This window comes from Chitinimonas prasina, from assembly GCF_030160395.1.
Taxonomy (GTDB): Bacteria; Pseudomonadota; Gammaproteobacteria; order Burkholderiales; family Chitinimonadaceae; genus Chitinimonas; species Chitinimonas prasina.
Window position 1 is genome coordinate 231,185 of sequence record NZ_BSOG01000003.1, and the last position, 23,510, is coordinate 254,694.

The window sequence follows — 23,510 nt, forward strand, 5'->3', positions numbered from 1 at the left end:
GGCCTTGAGCAGGCGCTAAAGCACCCTGGCAACCCTGAACCCCACCGTCATCGATCGGGTGCTGACGACCTCGTGGATACGGCGAGCAGAACGGTGCAGGGGGGGCTCATCAACCCAGCTACCGCCTCGTATGATCCGACTGTTGCAATCGCCGGCAAGCCAAGGGCTGCCGTCAGCCGGCGCGCCGTGGTAGCCCCTGTTGAGGCAGTCCTGCGTCCATTGCCGCACGTTGCCTACCATGTCGTGGAGCCCGAACGGATTGGCAGGATATAGCCCGACGGCGGTGACTTTGCCCGGCCTGATACTGCCCAGAAAGTTGCCCTGTTCGGCCAAGAAACGCTCACCCGTATAGTAGGGTGTGGTGGTTCCAGCCCGTGCGGCGTACTCCCACTCTGCCTCGCTGAGCAAGCGATAGGATTTGCCGGTCTTGTTACTTAGCCAGAGTAGGTAACTCTGGGCGTCGTCCCAGCTGACATTCCAGACCGGCAAGCGGCCATGCTTGCGGCCATGGTCATCGGGTTGGTAGCCGTTGCATCCACCGGCTTGTGTGCAGGCTTGCCATTCTTCAAAGGTAATGTTGAACTTGCTGATGGCGAGCTTGTAGCGGATCGATATTGGGTGCTGGGGGCCTTCCCAGCGCAGCCTGTAGCCGGGGAACTGTTCACCTTCTTCCTCGGGGCTGCCCATTGTGAATTGCCCCGCGGGAATCTCCACCATTAGGGGGCATATCCGCTCGCAATCACGAAATGATTTGCCTGGTGACACCTTGCTTTTGGCTAAGTCCTGAATGTCTGCGGCATGAACTGAATACGTAGTGACACCGAAAAGGATAACTGCGCAAAAGGTGGGGTTGAGTATTCTGGACGGCATTTATTAACTCCGGGGCCTCCCTAAGTTGGGCGATACGCTACCACGGTTATAAGACCACGAAATGACATGGTGGCTGGCATTTTTGATAGTGGCGGTCCGGTTTGCCTTATGAACGTTCACTGATTCGATACGGGGGCGTATCTGGGTGTGGAGATGCCGGCTGAATTGGGCGCTGGGGTCGTGCCCCTGCGCAACCGGGACAATACGGCGGTGCGGACTTTCCGCGACTGGCTGGTGGCGGTGGCCGACGCAAGCCAACGTGCCTGAGCAGCAGGGCGATGGCATCCTGCGCGCCCTGTGACCCGAGATGGCCGTGTGCTGTCAGCTTGAGCCAAGCAGGCAGCCTGATTTCTGGTACGGGATGCCGCGGGGCGGATTTTTCTCTGCTTACCTAGTCGGCGAGGCTGGGCAGGTCTATTTTGTAAGCGTTCAGCGCACTAGTCCACGGGAGTGGGAAGTGGGTCCTCGAACAAAGCTATCACGTCGCCCTTCACTGGCCAGAAGGCTGGCCCCTACGATCTGGCTGGACTGCAAGCCCAGCTGGAGAGCGGGTTAGTTTCCAGGTCGACTCGCTGGTCTGGAAAGCCGACATGAGCGGCTGGGCCAAGGCCGCCGAGCTGGCCGCGCTGTTCGCTCATACCCCCTTACTCCTTGCAGGTGTAACCATCATGCGCCTCCGCCACTTCCTGGGATTGCTCCTGGCACTTGCCGCTGTCGCCCCCTATGCGGCGGAGGAGGCACCGGTACGCATCGCCGGCGTGGAGAACGACGAAGGGACCGAGCGTTATTACGAAGTGGTGGTGCGCGAAGCCTACCGTCGCATCGGGCAGCCGGTCGAGCTGACCTTCATGCCGGCGGCGCGAGGCCTGATCGCTGCCAACACCGGCAAGTCCGATGCCCTGCTGGCGCGCCTGCCCGTGATCGAGGACGCCTATACCAATATGCGGCGCATTCCCACCTCGATCGGGCCGATGACCTTCCTGGCTGTCAGCATGAAGCCCTCGCTGGAGATCCGTAACTGGGAGGACATGCGAACCTTGAACATCGCCGTGCGGCGCGGTTACCGGATCGCCGAGATCAAGACGGCCGGTATGAATGTCAGCCTGGTGGATACCTATGAATCCATGTTCCGGATGCTGGCGCAGGGGCGGGTTGATGTGGTGGTGATACGTGAACCGGGCGTCAGCCCCACCCTGCGGGCCCTCAAATCCGCCAGGGTGCTCAATGGCACCGAAACCTTCCGCTCCGTCGTATTGGAGTATCTGCCCGCCTACCACTACATCCACGTGGAGCGGAGCCATCTGATCGGCCCTTTGGACCAGGCGCTCAAGGCCATGACCAAGGACGGTTTTTTGGAGCGGGCATTGCGCGACGCCCGCAGCGTGAACTGAGCCCCGGGGAGGCGCTGCAAAGGCTGGAGGCTAGGCATTTCAGTTAAACGCACGGTAGAGCCGGGCGTTTACTGGCGCTGAGAAATCAACGGTCTTTCGCTGTTCTATCCCACTTCCCCGGAGCCGGGCGTCACCGCACCCGCCGCCGGGAGGGAGCCTGGCTATCGCTCGTACGTGGACTTGCGCAGAGGTTCCCTGGGACTATGCTCTGCATGGGTGTGCCATTCACCAAGCTACAAAAGCCCCTGCATATGGTGTTCCTCAATGGCACTTGTACCGCTGCCGGATTGGAACAATAGCTTTGCCTATATTGGCGTGCGCAACCAGCAGAATGCGCCGGCATGGGTTTTCCGTGACTGGCTGGTGGCGGGCTGAACCTGGCAGCGGGCACGCCCCTTTAGTGCGGTGCCCGCTTGAACGACCTGGCTTGCCTGAGCAAGCCGGGTGCGACGACGTTTATTCGTCGCGCTTGATCATAGTGCCGACGCCGTGGTCGGTGAGTACTTCGAGCAGCAGGGCGTGTTTGACCCGGCCGTCGATGATGTGCACGGCATTGACGCCATTGACGGCGGCTTCCAGGGCGGAGGCGATCTTGGGGATCATGCCGCCGGAGATGGTGCCTTCTGCCACCAGCTGGTCGACGATGCTGGGTGTGAGGCCGGTGAGCAGCTGGCCTTGCTTGTCCAGCACGCCGGGCGTGTTGGTCATCAGGATCAGCTTTTCGGCGCCCAGGACTTCGGCCAGCTTGCCTGCCACCAGGTCGGCATTGATGTTGAAGGCTTCGCCTTCTGCGCCCACGCCTATGGGGGCGATGACCGGGATGAAGTCGCGGGTATCGAGCAGGGCCACCAGCTCGGGGTCGATGCTCTCGATTTCGCCGACCTGGCCGATATCGATCTGCTCCTCGTCGCCTTCACCCTTGAGGAACATCTTTTTGGCGCGGATGAAGTGGCCATCCTTGCCGGTGAGGCCCACGGCCCTGCCGCCGTGCTGGTTGAGCAGGGAGACGATTTCCTTGTTTACCAGACCGCCCAGCACCATTTCGACGATTTCCATGGTTTCGCTGTCGGTGACGCGCATGCCTTGGATGAACTCGCCCTGTTTGCCCACGCGGTTGAGCAGGTCGTTGATCTGGGGGCCGCCGCCGTGCACCACGACGGGGTTCATGCCGACCAGCTTGAGCAGCACCACATCGCGGGCGAAGCCTTCTTTCAGCTCGGGCTCGATCATGGCGTTGCCGCCGTACTTGATCACGATGGTCTTGTCGTAAAAGCGGCGGATATAGGGCATGGCTTCTGCCAGCACACTGGCCTTATCGGCAGCGGTTTGGGCAGAGATGGGTTCGATGGCGGGCATGGCGGCGATCCTGGTTGAAGTGGGGGGATTTTAGCGCCGTTCGTCATCTGATACTGCACTCGGACTTGCTTAGTTTTCGGGAGAGGCGTAACTTAAATTAAATGAACGTTCATTTATTTTATCGTGAAGCCTGAAAACACTGACTGCAACGAGCGCTGCCCGGTGCTGGAAACCGTGACGCGCTGGACCCGGCGCAAGGACGCCCGCCCAGGCGAGATACTGGATGCGGCGCTGGACTTGTTTGTGGCGCGGGGGTTTTCGGCCACCAAGGTCGAGGACATTGCCCGCGCCGCTGGCGTGACGGCAGGGACCATCTATCGTTATTACGCCAACAAGGAAGACATACTCAAGGCGGTGATACGCGAGTCGCTGGTGCCTACCTTGCAGGAGGGCGAGCAACTGATTGCCCAGTTCGACGGCAACGGCCCTGAACTGCTGGCCTTTGTCATCCGCACCTGGTGGCATATGCATGGTGCGACCAAGCTGTCCGGCATACCCAAGCTGATGATTGCCGAGGCCAGCAATTTCCCTGAACTGGCGCGCTTTCACCGCGAGGAGGTGATAGCCCGGGGCGAAAACCTGATTGCCAGTGCCATCCAGTTCGGCATAGACCGTGGCGAGTTCCGCCCGGTGGCGCTGGATGTGGCGGTGAAGGTGGTGGTGGCCCCGGTGGTCATGGCCATGGTGTGGAAACATACGGATATTTGCCCCGGTCTGGACCTGGACCGCTATCTTGAAGAAGTCATCGAGACCCTGATTCATGGCTTGGGCGCGCGCCCGGGCGACAAGCAAAACGGAGAGAGCGAAGCATGATGAAGCGCAACCTGGCCCTGTTGCTGGCCGTTGCCACGGCCCTGGCCGCCTGTGGCAAGACCGAGACCCCCTATGAGGATGTACGCCCGGTGCGTACGGTGGTGGTCAAACCTGATGGCATTGCCACTACCGCCAGTTATTCCGGTGAGGTGCGTGCCCGCCGCGAGGCCCAGCTGGGCTTCCGCCTAGCGGGGCAGATTGTGGAGCGCTATGTGGAGCTGGGCCAGGCGGTGAAGGCCGGCCAGCCGCTGCTGCGCCTGGATGGTCGCGATGTGGCCTTGCAGCAGGCCTCGGCCAAGAGCCAGTTCGACAAGGCACGCATGGATTATGAGCGGGCGCAGCAACTGCGCGGCCAGGGATTTGTCAGCCAGACCAATGTGGATGCGGCCAAGGTGGCGTTCGATGCGGCGCGCTCGCAATACAACCTCAGCAGCAACCAGGGTGGCTACACGGTGCTCAAGGCGGAGCGGGCCGGCGTGGTGACGGCCATCAATGCGGAAGTCGGCCAGGTGGTGGCGGCCGGCACGCCCGTGGTCAAGATTGCCGAGCAGGGAGAGCGTGAGGTGGTGGTGAGCGTGCCGGAATCCCGCGTGGAGGAGCTGCGCAAGGCGGCCAGCCTGACGGTGGAGCTGTGGGCGCTGCCAGGCAAGCGCTATGCGGGCAAGCTGCGCGAGCTGGCGCCTGATACCGACCCGATCACCCGCACCTATGCTGCCCGTGTGAGCGTGGTGGAGGCCGATGAGGCGTTGCGCCTGGGCATGACCGCCAATGTGCGCCTGCCCGGCGACGAGAGCCTGAGTGGTTTTACCCTGCCATTGACGGCGATCTACGACCGCGATGGCCAGCCCAAGGTCTGGGTGGTGGACAGCAAGACCAACCGCGTCAGCGCCCGGCCCGTGCAACTGGCGGGGGTGCGCAATGATGTGGTGCTGGTGGCCAGTGGGCTGAAGGCTGGCGAGACCGTGGTGACGGCGGGTGCGCACCTCTTGCATGCCAACCAGTTGGTACGCCTGGCCGAAAGCCAGCTGAGCCGCAAGTAAGCCGGATAGGGAGCCAGCATGCGCAGCATCAACCTGTCCGAATGGGCACTCAAGCACCAGCAACTGGTGCTGTATTTCATCATCGTCTTCATGTTCGCGGGTTATTTTTCTTATACCCATCTGGGCCAGAAGGAAGACCCGGAATTCACCTTCAAGGCCATGGTGATACAGACCTACTGGCCGGGTGCATCGGCGACCGATATGGAGCTGCAGGTCACCGACAAGATGGAGAAGAAGCTGCAGGAGATGTCGCAGATCGAGTATGTGCGCTCTTACTCCAAGGCGGGTGAGAACCAGCTGCTGATCAACCTGAAGGAGGGTGTGCCGCCACAAGAGGTACCGGATATCTGGTATCAGGTGCGCAAGAAGATGGGCGATATCCGGCACACCTTGCCAGAGGGCGTGCGCGGGCCTTTCTACAATGACGAGTTCGGCGATACCTTTGGCAACCTCTATGCCTTTACCACCGACGGTTTCAGCTATGCCGAACTGAAGAAGTATGTCGATGCCGCCCGGGCCGAGCTGTTGCATGTGCCCGACGTGAACAAGGTCGACTATGTGGGGGTGCAGGACGAGAAGATCTACGTCGAGACCTCCAATGCCAAGCTGGCTTCGCTGGGGCTGGACCCGCAGCTGGTGTTCCAGACCTTGCAGGCCACCAATGCGGTGGTGCCGGCTGGGGCCGTGGAAACCAGCAGCGAGCGGGTGGCCATGCGGGTGACTGGCGAGTTTGACTCGATCGAAGCCATACGCAATATCGGCATACGTGCCAACGGCCGTACCTTCCGCCTGGGTGACGTGGCCAAGGTGTATCGTGGTTATTCCGACCCGACTGTCAGCAAGATGCGCCACAACGGTCAGGAGGCCATAGGCCTGGCCATCAGCATGCGCAAGGGGGGTGATGTCATCCAGCTGGGCCAGAAACTGGATGCCAGCATTGAGCGCATCCGTGCCGAGCTGCCGGTGGGCATAGAAATCCATGCGGTGTCCGACCAGCCCAAGGTGGTCAAGGATTCCATCCATGAGTTCGTCAAGAGCCTGATCGAGGCGGTGGCCATCGTGCTGGTGGTGTCCTTCCTCTCGCTGGGCTGGCGTACTGGCCTGGTGGTGGCGCTGTCCATCCCGCTGGTGCTGGCCATGACCTTTCTGGTCATGTATGCCTTTGGCCTGGACCTGCAGCGTATCTCGCTGGGGGCGCTGATCATTGCCCTGGGCCTGCTGGTGGACGATGCCATCATTGCGGTGGAAATGATGGCACTGAAGCTGGAGCAGGGCTGGGACAGGCTGCGTGCGGCCACCTATGCCTACACCACGACTGCCTTTCCCATGCTGACCGGCACCTTGATCACCGCTGCGGGCTTCATGCCGGTGGGTCTGGCCAAGTCCAATGCCGGTGAATACACCGTCTCGATCTTCCAGGTGGTGGGTATCTCGCTGATGTTGAGCTGGGTGGTGGCGGTGATCTTTACTCCCTATCTGGGCTACAAGCTGCTGCCTGAGACCAAGCATCATGGCGACGAGAATGCGGTGTACCAGAAGCCTTTCTACCAGCGCTTCCGCCGCCTGGTGAACTGGTGTTTGAATTACCGCAAGACTGTCCTGATCGTCACCCTGCTGGCCTTTGTGACGGCGCTGGGGCTGTTCAAGTTCGTGCCCAAGCAGTTCTTCCCTTCATCGAACAGGCCGGAGTTGATGGTGGACGTGTGGCTGCCGCAAGCCTCTACCTATGAGCAGACCGAAATCCAGATCAAGGCGCTGGAGGAGAAGCTCAAGGGCGACCCCAATATCGCCAGTGTGACCAGCTATGTGGGCAACGGCAGCCCTAGGTTCTACCTGCCGCTGGAACAGCAGCTGCCCAACCTGAATTTTGGCCAGCTGATGGTGATGACCAAGAACGAGAAGGTGCGCGAAGAGGTGATGGCCAAAATACAGGGCCTGTTCGACAAGGACTTCCCGCTGGTGCGCGGCCGGGTGACACGGTTGGAGAACGGCCCGCCGGTGGGATACCCGGTGCAGTTCCGTGTGGCCGGGCCTGACCAGGCCAAGCTCAAGCAGGTGGCGGAGCAGGTATCGGCCATCATGCGCGGCAACCCGCATATCCGCCATGTGAACACCGACTGGAGCGAGCGGGTGAAGGTGATGCGGCTGGAAGTGGACCAGGACAAGGCGCGTGCCCTGGGCATTACCTCGCAGCAGCTATCCTATGCCTTGCAGATATCGCTGTCTGGCGTGACGGTGACGCAGTTCCGCGAGCATGACCGCACCATAGATGTGATTGCCCGCCTGGATCGCCCCGAGCGTACCGACCTCAATAACCTGAAGGATGCCAAGGTTTACCTGCACAGTGGCAAGTATGTGCCGGTGAGCCAGGTGGCCAAGCTGAAGCTGGAGAGCGAAGAGAGCATTGTGTGGCGCCGTAACCGCATGCCGACCATCTCGGTGCGTGCCGACGTGGAAGGTGCCCAGGCGCCGGACGTGACCATGAAGCTGTGGCCGGAAGTGAAGAAGTTGGCCGACAGCCTGCCGCTGGGTTACAGCATCGAGATCGGTGGCTCGCAGGAATCCAGCGTCAAAGGCCAAAGCTCCATCATGGCGGTGATGCCATTGATGCTGCTGACGGTGATGACCATCTTGATGTTCCAGCTGCAGAATATCTCCAAGATGATATTGGTGCTGCTTACTGCGCCGCTGGGCATGATAGGCGTGGCCGCTATACTGCTGCTGTTTCAGGTACCGTTCGGCTTTGTGGCGCAGTTGGGGGTGATAGCCCTGGCGGGCATGATCATGCGGAACTCGGTGATTCTGGTGGACCAGATAGACCAGCATATGGCCGAGGGGGAACATCCCTGGCATGCCATCGTCGAATCGGCGGTGCGGCGCTTCCGCCCCATCATGCTGACGGCGGCGGCGGCCATCCTGGCCATGGTGCCCCTGACACGCTCCACCTTCTGGGGGCCCATGGCGTGGGCCATCATGGGGGGCTTGTTCGTGGCCACCTTGCTGACGTTGCTGTTCCTGCCTGCCCTGTATGCCACTTGGTACCGGGTGAAGAAGCCGCTGGATGCGGCTTGAGCCAGCGGAAACGGATTTGGATTTCAGCTATTGAACATAGTAAGATACTGCATAGTATGTTTAAACTGTGCGCTTAAAACAGAGGATCAACCATGCAACGCTTTGCAATCCGCACCCTGTCGCTGGCGGTGATGCTTGCCGCAGGTTCTGCCGCCATGGCGGCTGACCTGCTGCAGGTCTACCAGGAAGCCAAGAAGTACGATGCCACCATCGCGGCGGCGGAAGCAGCACTCCGCGCCGGCCAGGAGAAATCCAGCCAGGCCACGGCGCAATGGCTGCCCAAGGTGCAGCTGGATGGCCAGTATGGGCATTCCTCTTCGACTTCAGCGACGGCACGCGGCGATGTGAAGACGCAGGGCGATTCTTATGGCTATAGCGTATCGGCGTCGCAGCCTCTGTATAGCGCCACGGCCAGCGTCAATGCCAACCAGTTGAACGAGCAGGCTCGCCTGGCTGAAGTGACCTATGCGGCTGCCCGACAAGATCTGATACTGCGCGTGGCACAGGCTTACTTTGATGTGCTGTACGCTCAGGACAGCCTGGAGTTCGTGCGGGCCCAGAAGGACGCCGTATCGCAGCAACTGGCCCAGGCCAAGAAGAGTTTTGAGGTGGGTGTGGCTACCATTACCGATACGCACGAGGCCCAGGCCAAGTACGACGGTATCGTGGCCAGCGAAATCGCGGCGGAGAACGAGCTGACGGTGAAGCAGAATGCCTTCCTGCAGCTGACCGGTGTGCCTGCGGTTGGCCTGGCCGGTTTGCCTGCCAAGATGATGGCCACCCCGCCGGTACCGGCTGACATCAATGCCTGGGTCAAGCATGCCGAGCAGAAGAGCCTGGCCATAGAGGGCCAGCGCGGTGCCCTGGCCATTGCCGAGGCCGAGATAGACCGCTATCGCTTTTTGCGCCAGCCTACGCTGAACCTGGTGGCCTCGTATGGCCAGGATTGGTACAAGAAGGATCTGGCGGCCAATGCCAAGGACAAGCGCGACAGCAGTATAGGCGTGCGGCTGGAGATACCGATCTTTACCGGCGGCGCCACCAGCTCCAAGCTGCGTGAATCGCTGGCCTCGCGCGATGAAGCCCAGCACAAGCTGGAAGCCACCCGCCGTGATACCGCCCAGACCACCAAGCAGGCCTTCCTGGGCGTGCAGGCTGGTGCAGCCCAGATCAAGGCGCTGGAGCAGGCACTGGTGTCGTCGCAAAGCTCGCTGGATTCGACCAAGCTGGGCCGCGAAGTGGGTGTGCGCACCACGCTGGACTTGCTGAATGCCCAGCAGCAGTACTACTCCACCAAGCGCGATCTGGCCCAGGCGCGGTACAACTATCTGGTGAACCAGCTCAAGCTATCGGCCGCCGTGGGCGATCTGGCGGAGAAGGATCTGGAAGCCGTGAATGCCAAGCTGGCGCGCTGATGGGTGTGCTGCCGGCGGTGTGAAGTGATAGGCCGTTTGCGCTGAAACGTGGTTGGCTGTGATGCCCTGACTTGTTTGAGTTGGGGCATTTTTATGGGTGGGGTGAGTGTGGGAGGTTGATGCGATGAGTATGCATCCAGGTGCAGCGCTGCTCTCATGCGGCGCAATGCGCTTTGCTTATTGCGCCCTACGGGTTGATGGGTGGTGCTGCCAGCTACAGCTTGAAGTTACAGGCCGCTTGCGCTGAGGCGTGGTTGGCTGTGATGCCCCGACTTGTTTGAGTTGGGGCATTTTTATGGGTGGGGTGAGTGTTGGCGGCTGATGCGCTGGGTAAGCATCCAGGTGCAGAGTTGCTTTCATGCGTCGCAATGCGCGTTGCTTATTGCGCCCTACGGATTGATGGGTGGTGCTGCCAGAGGCGGTGTGAAGTGACAGGCCGCTTGCGCTTAGGCGTGGTTGGTTGTGATGCCTCGACTTGTTTGAGTTGGGGCATTTTTATGGGTGGGGTGAGTGTTGGCGGCTGATGCGCTGGGTAAGCATCCAGGTGCAGAGTTGCTTTCATGCGGCGCAATGCGCTTACGCTTATTGCGCCCTACGCCCTACGCCCTACGCCCTACGCCCTACGCCCTACGCCAGAGCAAGCAAGCTATGCATTGAGCTTGCTCATGCGGTGCTGTGGGTCTTGGTTGCATCGCTACGCTGGTAACAAAGCCGCTTTGTTTCTTTGGGCAGCCAGGACGGCGTGTCTGTCTGGGTACGCGTCTTCCAATAGCTGGGGCTGGAGAATGTCGGAGGCGCAGCTTGCTCTTCTTTCGACGACGGGCTGCCTTGCACTGCCTTGGACTATCTCGTTTTGCAGGGACAGTATCTTGGTGGCTTCGATATTGCCCTGAATAACGCAGTAAGTTCCTTCTTCAATGAAGGCTTGTGCAAACAGGTTGCCGCCAACATGCAGCATGTAGTCGTTTGATGAGCTGAGGTATGCCAGTTCGCCGATATCCAGGTTGCCGCCGACGATGACTTCGCCGCGCGCGTGCAGGTTGGTCGCTTTCAGGTTTCCACACACGACCAGCAGTGTATGTTCGGCTATGTTGCAGTCGCTCAGGAGTCCTTGGACGATCAAGTCGCCTGACACCAGCACCGTATCGGCCTCGATGGCAAAGTCTTGGTTGAAGTGGGTATCGCCCTGGTAGTGGCGTACCACTATCGTTTCATCTTCGTTCATGTACTCGTCACGCTCGAAGTCGATTTCATCTGCGATTGCCGGGCATGCCGATTTGACGATTTTGCGGGCCATCCTGGCTGAGATTTCAGTGTATTCAGGCATGTCGGTTTTTCCTTGCTGTGCTGAATGCACCTAAGGGCGATGGTATGCACTCGGCGTGGCGCAACGGAGTTTGCGCTGGGTGAAATGATAAAGGCCGCTTGCGCGGCCTTTGGTTGCGGTGGGTTTATTCTCGTTCGAAGATGTTGCCCAGGTTGCCCAGTACAGAGCCTTGCTCGCCGCCGGCGCTGCCGCCCACCTTGGAGGCGCCGACGATGCGGTTGGCCAGGCGTGCCAGGGGCAGTGATTGCAGCCAGACCTTGCCGGGGCCGCGCAGGGTGGCGAAGAACAGGCCTTCGCCGCCGAACAGGGCGCTCTTGATGTTGCCGACGTACTGGATGTCGAAGTCTACGGTGGGGGCGAAGGCCACCACGCAGCCGGTATCGACACGCAGGGTTTCGCCTGGCTTGAGGGTTTTTTCGATGACGGCGCCGCCGGCATGGATAAAGGCCAGGCCGTCACCTTCCAGCTTTTGCAAGATGAAGCCTTCACCGCCGAAGAAGCCGGCGCCCAGCTTTTTCTGGAAGCCTATGCCCAGCGATACGCCCTTGGCGGCGCAGAGGAAGGAGTCCTTCTGGCACATGAGGGTGCCGCCGACATCGGGCAGGTGTACGGGGATGATCTTGCCGGGGTAGGAGGCGCCGAAGGCGACCTTTTTCTTGCCTTGGCCCTGGTTGATGAACACGGTGGTGAACAGCGATTCACCGGTGATCAGGCGCTTGCCGGCACCCATCAGCTTGCCCATGAAGCCCTTCTGGGCGTCGGAGCCGTCGCCGAAGATGGTATCCATATGGATGCCGTCTTCCATGTAGAACAGGGTGCCGGCCTCGCCGACGGCGGCTTCGCCGGGGTCCAGTTCCACTTCCACAAACTGCATATCGTCACCGAACAGCTGGTAATCGATCTCGTCCATTGCCATTGCTTTTCTCCTAGTGAGGCGGTGCAAAAGGTGATTGTTGCCTGTGCCTGGCGTACCGGGTGCAGGTGGCTTACTCGCCCCAGCGCTGCATCAGCGCGTGGGGGACGTTGATTTGATCCAGTATGCGTGCCACCACGAAGTCCACCAGTTGGGCGATGGATTGGGGATGGTGGTAGAAGCCTGGATTGGGAGGCAGGATGCAGACGTTCATGCGGGCCAGCTTGAGCATGTTTTCCAGGTGCAAGGCGGAGTAGGGGGTCTCGCGTGGCACGATGACCAGCTTGCGGTTTTCCTTGATGGCGACGTCGGCGGCGCGTTCTATCAGGTTGTCGCTCATGCCGGCTGCGATGGCTGCCAGGGTGCCCATGGTGCAGGGGCAGATCACCATGGCGTCGGCGGGGTTGGAGCCCGATGCGACGGGTGCGAACCATTCTTCGCGGCCGAATACCCGCAGCTGGCCGTCGGCCACGCTGTGGCGTTGGCGCAGCATGGTTTCGACTTCCTTGGCGCGCGATGGCCAGGTTTCGTCCAGCTCTTGCTTGATGACGATCTGGGCGGCCTGGGAGTACAGCAGGTAGACCTGTACGCCGGCGGCCAGCAGGCATTCGAGCAGGCGCAGGCCGTAGGGCATGCCGGAGGCGCCGGTTAGCGCCAGGGTGACGGTGCGGGGCATGGTCATGTGGGGCTGGACTCCCTGTGCCGCACCAGCACCTGGCGGTCCTGTGCAAAATGGGTGGCCAGCTTTTCGGCCAGCCAGACCGAGCGATGCTGGCCGCCGGTACAGCCTATGCCGACGGTGACATAGCTGCGGTTGTCGCGATCAAAGGCGGGCAGCCAGTTTTCCAGGTAGCGCAGGACATCGGTGTACATGGCCTGGGGGGCGGCCTCGGCCTCCAGGAACTGGATGACGGGTTGATCGAGTCCGGTGAGGGGGCGCAGGCTGGGGTCGTAGTAGGGGTTGGGCAGGCAGCGGGCGTCGAACACGAAGTCGGCGTCCAGCGGCAGGCCATGCTTGAAGCCGAACGACTGGAAAATGAGGGTGAGGCGGGACTGGTCCAGCGCCAGGAACTGCTTGACCCAGGCTCGCAGGGCATTGGCGCTCAGCTCGCTGGTATCGACCCGGTGCGACAGATCGGCAACGCTGGCCAGGATCTCGCGCTCCAGGCTGATGCACTCCGCCACGGTGTAGTCGGTGTGCAGGGTGGAGAGCGGGTGCTTGCGGCGGGTTTCGGAAAAGCGTTTGAGCAGGGATTCGGTCTTGGCTTCGAGGAACAATACCCGTACATCCAGGCCCTGGCTCTTGAGGTCTGCCACGCAGTCGGGCAGGGCGGGCAGGCTTTGGGCGCCGCGTATGTCCACGCTGATGCCGACCCGCTGATGGCCTTCGCCTTGCAGCAGGCGCACTGTTTGCGGCAGCAGGGTGGCGGGCAGGTTGTCTATGCAGTAGTAGCCCAGGTCTTCCAGCAGTTTGAGGGCGACGCTCTTGCCGGAGCCAGACAGGCCCGATATCAGTACGATCTGCAGCACGGTGGCCATGGCCGCTTATTCTCCTGATTCCATGAAACGTTGGTGCCGCTCGATGAACTCGCGGGTGGAGTCGATGCCACGCAGTTGCAGGATGTAGTTGCGCACGGCGGCTTCGACCAGCACGGCGAGGTTGCGGCCGGCGGCGACGGGCAGCACGACCTTGCGTATGGCGACATCCAGTACGGCCTGGGTGGCGGCCTGCATCTGCAGTCTATCCAGCGGGGTGATGGATTCGGCCTGCTTGGTCAGGTGGATGATGAGTTTGAGGTTCTTGCGCGGACGGACGGCGGTTTCACCGAAGATGGTGCGGATATTGAGCACGCCCAGGCCGCGTACTTCGAGGAAGTCGCGCAGCAGGGGCGGGCAGCGGCCTTCCAGGGTGTCGGGGGCGATGCGGTAGAGCTCTACCACGTCGTCGGCGACCAGGCCATGGCCGCGCGAGATCAGTTCCAGGGCCAGTTCGCTCTTGCCCATGGCGCTTTCGCCGGTAATCAGCACGCCGACCTCCAGCACGTCGAGGAACACACCATGCAGGTTGGTGGAGACGGCCAGCGCCTTGGCCAGATAGAAGCGCAGCACGTCCATCAGGTAGGGCGATTGCTCGGGCGAGGTCAGCAGGGGGACATGGGCGCGCTCGCAGGCTTCGCGCAGCATATCGGGCGCGGGCTGGCCGTTGGCGATGATCATGGCTGCCATGTCGGTGCTGAACAGGTGGTCCAGCGATTTTTTCAGGGCGGTGGCCTCTACCTGCTGCAGGTAGGCGATTTCGGCCAGGCCCAGTACCTGTATGCGGTTGGGGTGGACGAAGTTGAGGTGACCGACCAGGGCGTGGGCCGGCTTCTGGTTATCGGCCTCGTTGGACAGCAGATTGTTGGCGCCGCTCTGGCCTGCCAGCCAGGTCAGGCGCAGTTTTTCTGCGTTGTCGATGAACAGCTGGCGGACGGTGATTTGGGGCATGGTTCCGTTTCTGTATCAGGCCTGATAGCGACGGTGCCGGGGGCGGGCCGGGGCTGGCGGCCCCTGGGGCTCAGGCTTGCCAGTGGGTGAGCAGTTGGTGCACGTCTTCCGGTGTGGTGGCCTGGCTAAGCGCTTCGCGGACTTTTTTGTCACTGAACAGCTGTGCCAGTTCCGACAGGATCTGCAAATGCAGGTCGGTTGCCTGTTCGGGCACCATCAGTACGAAGGCGAGGTTGACCGGCTTGCCGTCCGGCGCTTCGAAGGGGATGGCTTGCTTGAGGCGCACAAACACCCCTACGGCCTCCTTCAGGCCCTTGATGCGGCCGTGCGGTATGGCGACACCCTGGCCCAGCCCGGTCGAGCCCAGCTTTTCGCGGGCGAACAGGGCGTCGAAGATGGCGGCGCGGGCGATGCCATGGCTGTTCTCGAACAAGAGGCCGGCCTGTTCGAACAGGCGTTTCTTGCTGGTGAGGTCCAGGTCGAGAAAGACGTTGGTCAATGGCAGGAGTGAGGCGATCAGGGCCATGGTTGTGCAATGCTGAAATAGGCCGCCATTGTACGCCGGTGGGCGGCTAGGACAAGGCGTGAAAGTCGGCTTGCGCTGAGGGTGTGGTGCCAGTGTGGCATGGTCTGCATCAGAAAGGAAAACGGGAACGGTGTCCCTGTACCGTTCCCGTTCCCTCTCGTCACTTTCGCTTTGCTGCTACGGCGCCATCAGGCGGCTGCCTGATCGTGGCTTTCCGGTTCTACATGATGCTTCATGGCATCGGTGTGGCGGTCTCCATATCGCTTTTCTTTGTGCTTTAACACTTGCCGATCCAGCTTGTCGGCCACCAGGTCTATGGCGGCGTACATATCGGGCTCGGTGGCTTCCACATGGATATCCTTGCCGCGCAGATGCACATTCACTTCTATCTTCTGCTGCAGCTTGTCGACGCTGAGGGTGACGCCCATGTCGATCACGTGATCGAAGTGGCGGGTGACCCTCTCCAGCTTGGTCTGCACGTATTCGCGGATGGCTGGGGTTACGTCGAGGTGGTGCCCACTGATGGTCAGGTTCATACGACTCTCCTTGTGTTAAGGACGCCGCCTAGCTGCGGGGCGGCTACAGGGACTTTCGTTGGTTCACGGGAGGGATCTGCAAGGCTTCACGGTACTTTGCGACGGTACGGCGGGCAACATTGATGCCCTGCTTGCCAAGCACTTCGGCCAGCGTACTGTCACTCAGTGGTTTCTTGGGGTCTTCGTTCTGTATCAGTTGTTTGAGAAGGGCTTTGATGGCGATGGCCGAGCATTCGCCGCCCGAGTCGGTATCCACATGGCTGCCGAAGAAATACTTGAACTCATAGATGCCACGCGGCGTGAGCATGTATTTCTGGGTAGTCACCCGAGAGATGGTCGATTCGTGCAGGTCCAGCTCCTCCGCAATATCGCGCAGCACCAGGGGGCGCATGGCGACTTCGCCGTGTTCGAAAAACCGCTGCTGCTTTTCGACGATGGCCTGTGCTACGCGGAGTATGGTGTCGAAGCGTTGCTGGACGTTCTTGATCAGCCACTTGGCTTCCTGCAGCTGGCCGGACAGGCCGGTGCCGTTTTCACGATGTTGCCGCAGGATGTTGGCGTACAACTGGTTGACCTTGAGTTTGGGCATCGCAGCTTCGTTCAGCTGGACCGTCCAGCCGTTGCGAAGCTTCTTCACCACCACGTCTGCTACCACGTAGCGGGTGTCAGTCTCGCCGAACACTGCTCCGGGCCGGGGGTTCAGTCGCTGTATCAGCAACTGTGCGGCTCGCAGGGAGGTGTCGTCGCATTTCAGCGTTTTCTTAAGCTTACTGTAGTCCTTGTTGGCTAATAAATCGAGGTGCTCGGCCACAATCTCAAGTGCCAATCCGCTGGCCGGTTCGTGCTGCATCAACTGCTGCAACTGCAACTTCAGGCAGTCCTTGAGATCGACTGCGCCCACGCCACAAGGTTCCAGCTGGCGTATCAATTGCAGGCTGACCTGCAGCTCTTCCAGCTCGATTTCCAGCTCGTCGCGCAGGGATTCGGGGATCAACTCAAAGATTTCGACCAACGGTAGGCCGAGATAGCCGTCGTCGTCCAGCGCGTCTATGACCAGGTTGGCTACGGCATGGTCGCGCTGGCTCAGGGGCAACAGGCCCAGCTGGGCCAGCAGGTGCTCGCGCAGGGTGCTGATGCGGGCGACGTTGGCCTGGGGGTCGAATTCGTCGTCGTCTTCGCGCTGGCGCCCGCCGCCGCTTTCGTTCCAGTAGCTGTCGCCCAGCGCGCCATCCATGTCGAAATCGGGTTCGGCGGTGTTGGTACTGGGGGTCTCGTCGAGCGAGGGGGGCGGCTCGGCTACCTCCACCGGGCTGCCGTCCTCGCGTACCGGGTGGATTTCCGGCTCGTTGTCGTCCTCGCGCTCCAGCATGGGGTTGTCCTGCAGGAAGCGTTCTATCTCCTGGTTCAGGTCAAGCGTGGAGAGCTGCAGCAATTTGATGGATTGCTGTAGCTGTGGCGTAAGCGTGAGTGACTGGGAAAGCTTGAGTTGGAGGGATTGTTTCATGCTGACACGGTAACAGGCTAAAGCCTGAAATGCTCACCCAGGTAAACCCGGCGGACATTGTCGTTATAGACGATCTCTTCGGCGCTCCCTGAGGCCAGGACGCTGCCTTCGTTGATGATATAGGCGCGATCGCAGATGCCCAGGGTCTCCCGGACATTGTGGTCGGTAATCAGTACGCCGATCTTGCGCTCCTTGAGGAAGCGGATGATTTTCTGGATATCCATCACGGCGATGGGGTCTACCCCGGCAAAGGGCTCGTCCAGCAGGATGAAGCGTGGGTTGGCAGCCAGGGCACGGGCGATCTCGCAGCGGCGGCGTTCGCCACCCGATAGCGAGAGGGCGCTGCTGTCGCGCAGGTGGGCGATGTTCAGCTCGCGCAGCAGTCTGTCCAGCCGGCGTTCTATCGTTTCGCTGTTGGTGACATGCAGCTCCAGGATGGCGCGCACGTTCTCGGCCACGGTCATGCGGCGGAATATGGAGGCTTCCTGCGGCAGGTAGCCTAGCCCCAGGCGGGAGCGCTGGTGCATGGGCAGGTGGGTGATCTCGGCGTCATCCAGGAAGATCTTGCCGCCGTTGAGTGCGACCATGCCGACGATCATGTAGAAGCTGGTGGTCTTGCCGGCGCCGTTGGGGCCGAGCAGGCCGACTACTTCGCCGGCATCGACGTGCAGCGAGACATCGCGGACCACCGTGCGGGATTTGTAGCGCTTTTGCAGGTGCTGGGCGGACAGGCGTGCGGTCATGGCTTGGCTTGGCTCTCGGGCTTTTTCTTGGGCTGTATCACCAGCTTTACCCGGCCATCTGTGCCGGGTGTGGCGCTGGCATTGCCTTCGGCCCGGAAGATCTCGGTCACGCTGTTGTAGACGATATGGCTGCCGCTCAGCTCATCCTGGCCGCGCTTGAGCCAGGCGTTGCCGGTCAGCTTGACGTCGCCGGTCTTGCTGTCGTAATCGAGCTTGTCGGAGCGGGCATCCAGCCAGACTTCCTGACCTTCCATCTTTTGCTTGAACTTGACGGGGCGGCCGCTGGCCTGGACGGTTTGTTCGCCGTCGGCCTGTTCGGTGATCACGGCCTGGTCGGCGTCCAGCGACAGGGTACCTTGTACCAGCCTGACGCCGCCTTCCAGCACGGAGCGACCGGTTTTCTGATCCTGGCTGACGCGGCCGGCATCGACATTGATGGGTTTGCCGCTGTCGGCTTTCTCGGCCAGGGCCAGGGGAGCCAGCAGGGTCAGGGCGCTGGTCAGCAGCAGCTTAGCGTTGAGGCGGGGCATAGTAGAGGCTCACATTGGAACGCAGATTCAGACGTGTGTTCGGGTGGTCGTAGTCAAAGCCGGTGCTGCGCATGCGGTTGCCGCCGCTCACCATGTCGGCGGGGGCATCCGAGCTGGCGAGGCCGCGGGTGATGTCCAGCTGCAGGCGGCTGCTGTTGAGTGTCATGGCGTCGACGCCGGCTGCGGCGGTGCGATGCATGCGTACATCCTGCTCGAAGAAGACCCGGTCGCCGCCTTCGGTGATGCGGGCTTTTTCGGCGCTGATGGTGAGCGTAGGCTCGCCAGGCAGGGTGCGTACCAGCAGGGCGTCGGCAAATTCGGAGTGATCGTCATGCGGATAGTGCCGCATGCCACTGGCGGTCAGTTTATACAGCGGCTTGCCATCGGGGCCGTAGCCGGTGGCGACAAAGCGGTTGATGGTGAGGTCGGGGTCGCGGCTGCCGGCGGGGGGCGAGAAGTAGGGCAGGTTGGTGGCGCGGTCCAGCAGCAGTGCCATGCCGGCCAGGAGGCCGAGCAGTAGCAGGGGGAAGGCGCGGGCCGCGCGGTCGGGCAGCATGCTCACTTGAGATAGGGCGCCAGTTGTGCGTCCAGGGTGCCCTGGGCTTGCATGATGATTTCACAGGCTTCCCGCACGGCGCCGTTGCCGCCACGTGCGCCGGTGACGTAGTGGGCGTGCTGGCGTACCAGAGTGGGGGAGTCGGGTACGGCGACGGCGAAGGCCACGCGGCGCATGACGGGCAGGTCGATGACGTCGTCGCCCATATAGCCGCAATCGGCCATGCTGAAGCCGGTGTCGCTCAGCAGTTGCTCAAAGGCGGCCAGCTTGTCGTGGGCGCCCTGGATCAGATGATCGATGCCCAGGTTGCGGGCACGGTGCTCTACCAGGCGGGAGTTGCGGCCGGTGATGATGGCCAGCGCTACGCCGGATTGCCGCAGCATTTTGAGGCCGTGGCCGTCGAGCGAGTTGAAGGCTTTCAGCTCTTCGCCGCTGTCGGTGTAGTAGAGGCTGCCGTCGGTCATGACGCCATCGACGTCGAATATCATCAGTCTTACGTTATGTGCGCGTTCCAGCACCGTATTTTCCTTGTCTGCCTGTTCGCCCTGGGGCGCCGGCTTGCTATCCGATATAGAGAGGTATAGGGCCTACACCACGCCGGCGCGCAACAGATCGTGCATGCGCAAGGCGCCTACCAGTTTGCCTTCATCCAGTACCAGGACCACGTAGACCTTGGCCTGCTCCATCAGCTGTACGGCTTCGGCTGCCAGCTTGTGGGCGGCGATGGTCTTGGGGTTGCGGGTCATGAGCTGGGCGATGTCCACGGCCTTGAGGTCCAGCTCTCTATCCATGGCGCGGCGCAGGTCGCCATCGGTGAAGATGCCCTGCAGCTTGCCGTGGTCGTCGACCACGGCGGTCATGCCCAGGCCTTTGCGGGTAATCTCGAACAATGCGTCGCGCACGCTGGCGGTCTGCTTGACCATGGGCAGTTCGTCGCCCTGGCGCATGACGTCACGCACATGCACCAGCAGGCGCCGGCCCAGGCTGCCGCCGGGGTGGGAGAGGGCAAAGTCGTCGCGGCCAAAGCCCCGCGCTTCCAGCAGGCAGACGGCCAGGGCGTCGCCCAGGGCCAGTGCGGCGGTGGTGCTGGCCGTTGGGGCGAGATTGAGCGGGCAGGCTTCCTTTTCGACCCGGGCGTTCAGGTGGATGTCGGCCGCCTGGCCCAGGGTGGAGTCGGGATTGCCTGTCATGGCGATCATCCGGGCGCCCTTGCGCTTGATGGCGGGTAGCAGGGTGACCAGTTCATCGCTTTCGCCGGAGTTGGACAGGGCCAGCACGATATCGTCGGCGGTGATCATGCCGAGGTCGCCATGGGCGGCCTCGGCCGGGTGCATGAAGAAGGCGGGGGTGCCGGTGGAGGCCAGGGTGGCCGCCAGCTTGCGGCCGACATGGCCAGACTTGCCCATGCCTGCCACCACGACACGGCCCTGGCAGCCCAGCATCAGCTGGTGGGCAGCGATAAAGCTGTCATCCAGCCGCCCGGCTACGGCCTGTATGGCCTGCGCTTCGATATTCAGCACATCGCGGGCCAAGGCCAGCAACTCTGCTGCGTTGGGGGTGTGTTGGGTAGTCATAAGGCGGGAGTATAAGGGATGCCAAGGGAACGTCAGTATTCCTGTTTGGTTCCCGTCCCGGGCGGAATGTCGCGCGTGGGCGGGCGAAAGCCTGCCGTATTCGTATAATTCTTCCGTTGACCGCCACTGATCGCCTTTATGCACCATGCGCTTGAGACCGTTCTGCTACTCCTGGCCGCCGCTGTGGCGGTGGTCACTTTGTGCCGCCGTTTCCAGCTGCCGGCCATGTTGGGCTATCTGCTTGTGGGGATTGCCATCGGCCCGCACGCGCTGGGCTTGATACGCAGTTCTACTGAGGTGGCCGAGCTGGCCGAGTTTGGCGTGGTGTTCCTGATGTTCAGCCTGGGTCTGGAGTTTAGCCTGGCCAAGCTGACGGCCATGCGTACCCTGGTGTTTGGGCTGGGTTCGGCTCAGGTGGTCAGCTGCATGGTGTTGGTGATGGGGGCGGCGTTGCTGTTTGGCTTGCCATGGCAGGCGGGCCTGGCGCTGGGGGGCGCCCTGGCCATGTCGTCCACCGCCATCGTCAGCAAGATGCTGGCCGAGCGGGTGGAGATCAATGCCATACACGGGCAGCACGCCATCGGGATCTTGTTGTTCCAGGATCTGGCGGTGGTACCGCTGCTGATCATGATTCCGGCCCTGGGCCGTGCGGGTGGCGATCCGTGGCTGGTGCTGGGGCTGGCCTTGGTCAAGATCGTCCTGACCTTGGTGATCTTGCTGTACTTTGGCCCCAAGCTGCTGCGGCCGTTGTTCCATCTGGTGGCCAAGGGGCGCTCTACCGAGTTGTTCGTGCTGAATGTGCTGCTGGTGACGCTGGGTATCTCTTATGCCACTTCGCTGGCGGGGCTGAGCCTGGCCCTGGGGGCGTTTCTGGCGGGTATGTTGATTGCCGAAACCGAGTACCGTCATCAGGTGGAGGAGGATATCCGGCCTTTCCGTGATCTGTTGCTGGGGCTGTTCTTTATTACGGTGGGCATGCGGCTGGATCTGATGGCGGTCTGGCGCGAGTTGTTGACGGTGCTGCTGGTGTTTGCGTTTCTGCTGGTGGGCAAGGCGGCCATCATTGCTGGCCTGACACGCTGGTTTGGCCGTAGCCCTGGCACGGCGGTGCGTACCGGCATTGCTTTGGCGCAGGGGGGGGAGTTCGGCTTTGTGTTGCTGGCGCTGGCTGCCAGCTCGGGCATCCTGCCGCCGGTGGCCGAGCAGGTGGCGCTGGCGGCCATCTTGTTGTCAATGCTGGCGGCGCCTTTCCTTATCCAGCAAACCGAGACTATCGTGCGCCGCTTTATTGCATCGGACTGGATGTTGCAGGCCATGCGGCTGACCCAGTTGGCGGCCAAGACCATGGCGACCTCGGACCATGTAATCCTGTGCGGCTACGGCCGCAGCGGGCAGGCGCTGGCCCGGCTACTGCAGCAGGAGCACATAGATATCTATGCCTTGGACCTGGACCCGGAGCGGGTGAAGGAGGCGGCGGCAGCCGGCGAGAATGTATCGTTTGGTGATGCCACCCGGCGCGAGGTGTTGATGTCGGCGGGCCTGACCCGTGCCCGTGCCTTGATTGTGACCTATGACCATACGCCCTCGGCGCTGAAGATACTGCATGTGGTGCGGGAGGAGCGGCCTGATCTGCCGGTGATCGTGCGTACCTGGGATGACACCGATATCGAGCGGCTGCGCGCGGCCGGGGCGGATGAAGTGGTGGCGGAGATTATGGAGGGCAGCCTGATGCTGGCCTCGCACGCGATGATGCTTCTGGGTGTGCCGTTGAACCGGGTTTTGCGCCGCATACGCGATGCACGGGAGGCGCGTTACAGCCTGTTCAAGGGTTTCTTCCGTGGCGCGACTGACGATAGCCTGGAGGAACAGGCGCAGCCCAGGCTGCACTCGGTGGCGCTGGACACGCAGGCTGCTGCGGTTGGCAAGCCTTTGGCTGACCTGGATCTGGCCGACATGGGGGTGCTGGTGAAGACGTTGCGCCGTGGCGGGCGCCGTATTGATGAGCCGGGCAGCGAGGAAGTACTGATGGCCGGCGATGTGGTGGTGCTGCTGGCGGGGCCGGAGATGCTGAGCCGGGCGGAGCGGCGTTTGTTGAGCGGGGAATGAAAAAAGCCCGCCGGGTGGCGGGCTGGGTGCAGCTTGCCAGCGATCAGGCGATCTGGCGGCAGACTGTGTAGACGGTTTCTTCTACGTAGGTTGCTGCCTGGGCGCCGGGCGCGGTGTTTGCGCCAGCTGCGCTGACGGTTGCGCGGAAGGAGCCGCGGTTGGGCGTGCCATCATCCAGTTGTACGTCGAGGGCTGCGGCAGCTTTGCCTGGTACACGCGACATGCACAGCGACAGACCCTGGATACCGGCGACGGCATTGGAGATACCAGTGAGGCCGCCAAAGGCGTTACGCGGCAGTGAATCGATGCCTACTGCGGCAGGGTCGCCGCTGACCAGGCCGGCAGCACGCATCTGGCGCCAGAAAGGTTCGTTCTCGCCAGCACCGGTGAAGGTCTGGGCATTAGTGGAGGCAACGATGCCGTTGCCGTCGCCCTCGGGTATGCCGACCCAGTTGGCACCACGCGCGGTAATGGCGGCGGCGCCAGCATTGTCGTCACCCGGCATGGCGCGGAAGCGATCACGGTAGGCATTGAGGGCGGCGGCGGTGCCGTTGAAGTCGTTGACGGCGTTCTTGACCTTGCCGTTTTCTATCATCTCCTGGCCCTTGAGCACACCGCCCAGCAGCAGACCGATGATGACGAGGACGATGGCAATTTCGATCAGGGTGAAACCCTGCTGTTTGCGCGCGATGGAATTCATGGGGGCAATCTCCTGCTGTAGGGAATTTCGCTCGAAGGCGAGCTGAGCAAA

The 23,510-nt window shown here is 61.8% G+C and carries 22 protein-coding genes; 6 read left to right on the forward strand and 16 right to left on the reverse strand.

All coding sequences use genetic code 11. The annotated features are described in order from the left end of the window. Positions 1–15 precede the first annotated feature (15 nt). Positions 16–717, reverse strand: coding sequence for a formylglycine-generating enzyme family protein (locus tag QQK16_RS14180; protein ID WP_284197137.1), 702 nt, complete (start codon positions 715–717; stop codon positions 16–18). 743 nt (positions 718–1,460) lie between these two features. Here QQK16_RS14180 and QQK16_RS14185 point away from each other — a divergent pair. After that, positions 1,461–2,261 (forward strand): substrate-binding periplasmic protein, encoded by an 801-nt coding sequence (locus tag QQK16_RS14185; RefSeq protein WP_284197138.1) that lies wholly within the window; start codon positions 1,461–1,463, stop codon positions 2,259–2,261. Positions 2,262–2,717: 456 nt separating this feature from the next. On the opposite strand, the gene argB is transcribed toward QQK16_RS14185, so the two are convergent. Next, the gene (argB, locus tag QQK16_RS14190; protein WP_284197139.1) at positions 2,718–3,617 is read right to left on the reverse strand and encodes an acetylglutamate kinase; all 900 of its coding nucleotides are present in this window, start codon (positions 3,615–3,617) and stop codon (positions 2,718–2,720) included. Between the two features lie 123 nt (positions 3,618–3,740). Here argB and QQK16_RS14195 point away from each other — a divergent pair, with 123 nt between their 5' ends. From QQK16_RS14195 to QQK16_RS14210, 4 genes are all read left to right on the forward strand, one after another. Further along, positions 3,741–4,430: a TetR/AcrR family transcriptional regulator gene (locus QQK16_RS14195; RefSeq protein ID WP_284197140.1), complete on the forward strand. Its 690-nt coding sequence runs from the start codon at positions 3,741–3,743 to the stop codon at positions 4,428–4,430. Continuing rightward, positions 4,427–5,470, forward strand: a complete 1,044-nt coding sequence (locus tag QQK16_RS14200; RefSeq protein ID WP_284197141.1) for an efflux RND transporter periplasmic adaptor subunit — start codon at positions 4,427–4,429, stop codon at positions 5,468–5,470. The genes QQK16_RS14195 and QQK16_RS14200 overlap by 4 nt, the downstream gene beginning before the upstream one ends. Before the next feature lie 18 nt (positions 5,471–5,488). After that, positions 5,489–8,542, forward strand: a complete 3,054-nt coding sequence (locus tag QQK16_RS14205; RefSeq protein ID WP_284197142.1) for an efflux RND transporter permease subunit — start codon at positions 5,489–5,491, stop codon at positions 8,540–8,542. 92 nt (positions 8,543–8,634) lie between these two features. Continuing rightward, entirely contained in the window at positions 8,635–9,957 is a 1,323-nt protein-coding gene (locus QQK16_RS14210; protein WP_284197143.1) for a TolC family outer membrane protein, read from the forward strand. Positions 9,958–10,651: 694 nt separating this feature from the next. Here the strand turns inward: QQK16_RS14210 and QQK16_RS14215 are convergent. The 13 genes from QQK16_RS14215 to QQK16_RS14275 form a co-directional block, all read right to left on the reverse strand. Then, positions 10,652–11,284, reverse strand: a complete 633-nt coding sequence (locus QQK16_RS14215) for a hypothetical protein (RefSeq protein WP_284197144.1) — start codon at positions 11,282–11,284, stop codon at positions 10,652–10,654. 124 nt (positions 11,285–11,408) lie between these two features. Continuing rightward, the gene (locus QQK16_RS14220; protein WP_284197145.1) at positions 11,409–12,200 is read right to left on the reverse strand and encodes a TIGR00266 family protein; all 792 of its coding nucleotides are present in this window, start codon (positions 12,198–12,200) and stop codon (positions 11,409–11,411) included. A gap of 70 nt (positions 12,201–12,270) precedes the next feature. Next, the gene (locus QQK16_RS14225; RefSeq protein ID WP_284197146.1) at positions 12,271–12,879 is read right to left on the reverse strand and encodes a flavin prenyltransferase UbiX; all 609 of its coding nucleotides are present in this window, start codon (positions 12,877–12,879) and stop codon (positions 12,271–12,273) included. Beyond that, entirely contained in the window at positions 12,876–13,736 is an 861-nt protein-coding gene (gene rapZ / locus QQK16_RS14230) for an RNase adapter RapZ (protein WP_308447041.1), read from the reverse strand. The genes QQK16_RS14225 and rapZ overlap by 4 nt, the downstream gene beginning before the upstream one ends. A 6-nt stretch (positions 13,737–13,742) precedes the next feature. Beyond that, positions 13,743–14,684, reverse strand: a complete 942-nt coding sequence (gene hprK, locus QQK16_RS14235) for an HPr(Ser) kinase/phosphatase (RefSeq protein ID WP_284197147.1) — start codon at positions 14,682–14,684, stop codon at positions 13,743–13,745. Between the two features lie 70 nt (positions 14,685–14,754). Beyond that, positions 14,755–15,210, reverse strand: a complete 456-nt coding sequence (locus tag QQK16_RS14240; RefSeq protein WP_284197148.1) for a PTS sugar transporter subunit IIA — start codon at positions 15,208–15,210, stop codon at positions 14,755–14,757. 188 nt (positions 15,211–15,398) lie between these two features. Beyond that, the gene (gene hpf, locus QQK16_RS14245; RefSeq protein ID WP_284197149.1) at positions 15,399–15,746 is read right to left on the reverse strand and encodes a ribosome hibernation-promoting factor, HPF/YfiA family; all 348 of its coding nucleotides are present in this window, start codon (positions 15,744–15,746) and stop codon (positions 15,399–15,401) included. 43 nt (positions 15,747–15,789) lie between these two features. Beyond that, positions 15,790–17,250 carry an RNA polymerase factor sigma-54 gene (locus QQK16_RS14250; protein ID WP_284197150.1) on the reverse strand — a complete coding sequence of 487 codons (1,461 nt, stop codon included), beginning with the start codon at positions 17,248–17,250 and terminating at the stop codon, positions 15,790–15,792. A 17-nt stretch (positions 17,251–17,267) separates the two neighbouring features. After that, positions 17,268–17,993, reverse strand: coding sequence for an LPS export ABC transporter ATP-binding protein (gene lptB, locus QQK16_RS14255; protein WP_284197151.1), 726 nt, complete (start codon positions 17,991–17,993; stop codon positions 17,268–17,270). After that, complete coding sequence (gene lptA, locus QQK16_RS14260) at positions 17,990–18,523, reverse strand: lipopolysaccharide transport periplasmic protein LptA (protein WP_284197152.1); 534 nt, start codon at positions 18,521–18,523, stop codon at positions 17,990–17,992. The genes lptB and lptA overlap by 4 nt, the downstream gene beginning before the upstream one ends. After that, on the reverse strand, positions 18,504–19,079 hold the full coding sequence (gene lptC, locus QQK16_RS14265) for an LPS export ABC transporter periplasmic protein LptC (RefSeq protein WP_284197153.1): 576 nt from the start codon (positions 19,077–19,079) through the stop codon (positions 18,504–18,506). Before lptC ends, lptA begins: the two co-directional genes overlap by 20 nt. A 2-nt stretch (positions 19,080–19,081) precedes the next feature. Then, the gene (kdsC, locus tag QQK16_RS14270; RefSeq protein ID WP_284197154.1) at positions 19,082–19,597 is read right to left on the reverse strand and encodes a 3-deoxy-manno-octulosonate-8-phosphatase KdsC; all 516 of its coding nucleotides are present in this window, start codon (positions 19,595–19,597) and stop codon (positions 19,082–19,084) included. Positions 19,598–19,666: 69 nt separating this feature from the next. After that, positions 19,667–20,653 (reverse strand): KpsF/GutQ family sugar-phosphate isomerase, encoded by a 987-nt coding sequence (locus QQK16_RS14275; RefSeq protein ID WP_284197155.1) that lies wholly within the window; start codon positions 20,651–20,653, stop codon positions 19,667–19,669. A gap of 138 nt (positions 20,654–20,791) precedes the next feature. On the opposite strand from QQK16_RS14275, the gene QQK16_RS14280 reads away from it, so the two are divergent. After that, positions 20,792–22,759 (forward strand): monovalent cation:proton antiporter-2 (CPA2) family protein, encoded by a 1,968-nt coding sequence (locus QQK16_RS14280; protein ID WP_284197156.1) that lies wholly within the window; start codon positions 20,792–20,794, stop codon positions 22,757–22,759. A gap of 43 nt (positions 22,760–22,802) precedes the next feature. Here QQK16_RS14280 and QQK16_RS14285 read toward each other — a convergent pair whose 3' ends face one another. Further along, positions 22,803–23,459, reverse strand: coding sequence for a prepilin-type N-terminal cleavage/methylation domain-containing protein (locus QQK16_RS14285; RefSeq protein ID WP_284197157.1), 657 nt, complete (start codon positions 23,457–23,459; stop codon positions 22,803–22,805). Between the last annotated feature and the right edge of the window lie 51 nt (positions 23,460–23,510).

Excerpts from the sequence above, each read along its gene's own strand:
- QQK16_RS14215 (WP_284197144.1), bottom strand. The coding sequence starts at position 11,284 with ATGCCTGAATACACTGAAATCTCAGCCAGGATGGCCCGCAAAATCGTC.
- QQK16_RS14280 (WP_284197156.1), top strand. The coding sequence starts at position 20,792 with ATGCACCATGCGCTTGAGACCGTTCTGCTACTCCTGGCCGCCGCTGTG.
- lptC (WP_284197153.1), bottom strand. The coding sequence starts at position 19,079 with ATGCTGCCCGACCGCGCGGCCCGCGCCTTCCCCCTGCTACTGCTCGGC.
- QQK16_RS14225 (WP_284197146.1), bottom strand. The coding sequence starts at position 12,879 with ATGACCATGCCCCGCACCGTCACCCTGGCGCTAACCGGCGCCTCCGGC.
- QQK16_RS14240 (WP_284197148.1), bottom strand. The coding sequence starts at position 15,210 with ATGGCCCTGATCGCCTCACTCCTGCCATTGACCAACGTCTTTCTCGAC.
- QQK16_RS14185 (WP_284197138.1), top strand. The coding sequence starts at position 1,461 with ATGAGCGGCTGGGCCAAGGCCGCCGAGCTGGCCGCGCTGTTCGCTCAT.
- lptA (WP_284197152.1), bottom strand. The coding sequence starts at position 18,523 with ATGCCCCGCCTCAACGCTAAGCTGCTGCTGACCAGCGCCCTGACCCTG.
- QQK16_RS14275 (WP_284197155.1), bottom strand. The coding sequence starts at position 20,653 with ATGACTACCCAACACACCCCCAACGCAGCAGAGTTGCTGGCCTTGGCC.
- QQK16_RS14285 (WP_284197157.1), bottom strand. The coding sequence starts at position 23,459 with ATGAATTCCATCGCGCGCAAACAGCAGGGTTTCACCCTGATCGAAATT.
- lptB (WP_284197151.1), bottom strand. The coding sequence starts at position 17,993 with ATGACCGCACGCCTGTCCGCCCAGCACCTGCAAAAGCGCTACAAATCC.
- QQK16_RS14220 (WP_284197145.1), bottom strand. The coding sequence starts at position 12,200 with ATGGCAATGGACGAGATCGATTACCAGCTGTTCGGTGACGATATGCAG.
- rapZ (WP_308447041.1), bottom strand. The coding sequence starts at position 13,736 with ATGGCCACCGTGCTGCAGATCGTACTGATATCGGGCCTGTCTGGCTCC.
- QQK16_RS14210 (WP_284197143.1), top strand. The coding sequence starts at position 8,635 with ATGCAACGCTTTGCAATCCGCACCCTGTCGCTGGCGGTGATGCTTGCC.
- argB (WP_284197139.1), bottom strand. The coding sequence starts at position 3,617 with ATGCCCGCCATCGAACCCATCTCTGCCCAAACCGCTGCCGATAAGGCC.
- QQK16_RS14205 (WP_284197142.1), top strand. The coding sequence starts at position 5,489 with ATGCGCAGCATCAACCTGTCCGAATGGGCACTCAAGCACCAGCAACTG.
- hpf (WP_284197149.1), bottom strand. The coding sequence starts at position 15,746 with ATGAACCTGACCATCAGTGGGCACCACCTCGACGTAACCCCAGCCATC.
- QQK16_RS14200 (WP_284197141.1), top strand. The coding sequence starts at position 4,427 with ATGATGAAGCGCAACCTGGCCCTGTTGCTGGCCGTTGCCACGGCCCTG.
- QQK16_RS14250 (WP_284197150.1), bottom strand. The coding sequence starts at position 17,250 with ATGAAACAATCCCTCCAACTCAAGCTTTCCCAGTCACTCACGCTTACG.
- QQK16_RS14180 (WP_284197137.1), bottom strand. The coding sequence starts at position 717 with ATGGTGGAGATTCCCGCGGGGCAATTCACAATGGGCAGCCCCGAGGAA.
- hprK (WP_284197147.1), bottom strand. The coding sequence starts at position 14,684 with ATGCCCCAAATCACCGTCCGCCAGCTGTTCATCGACAACGCAGAAAAA.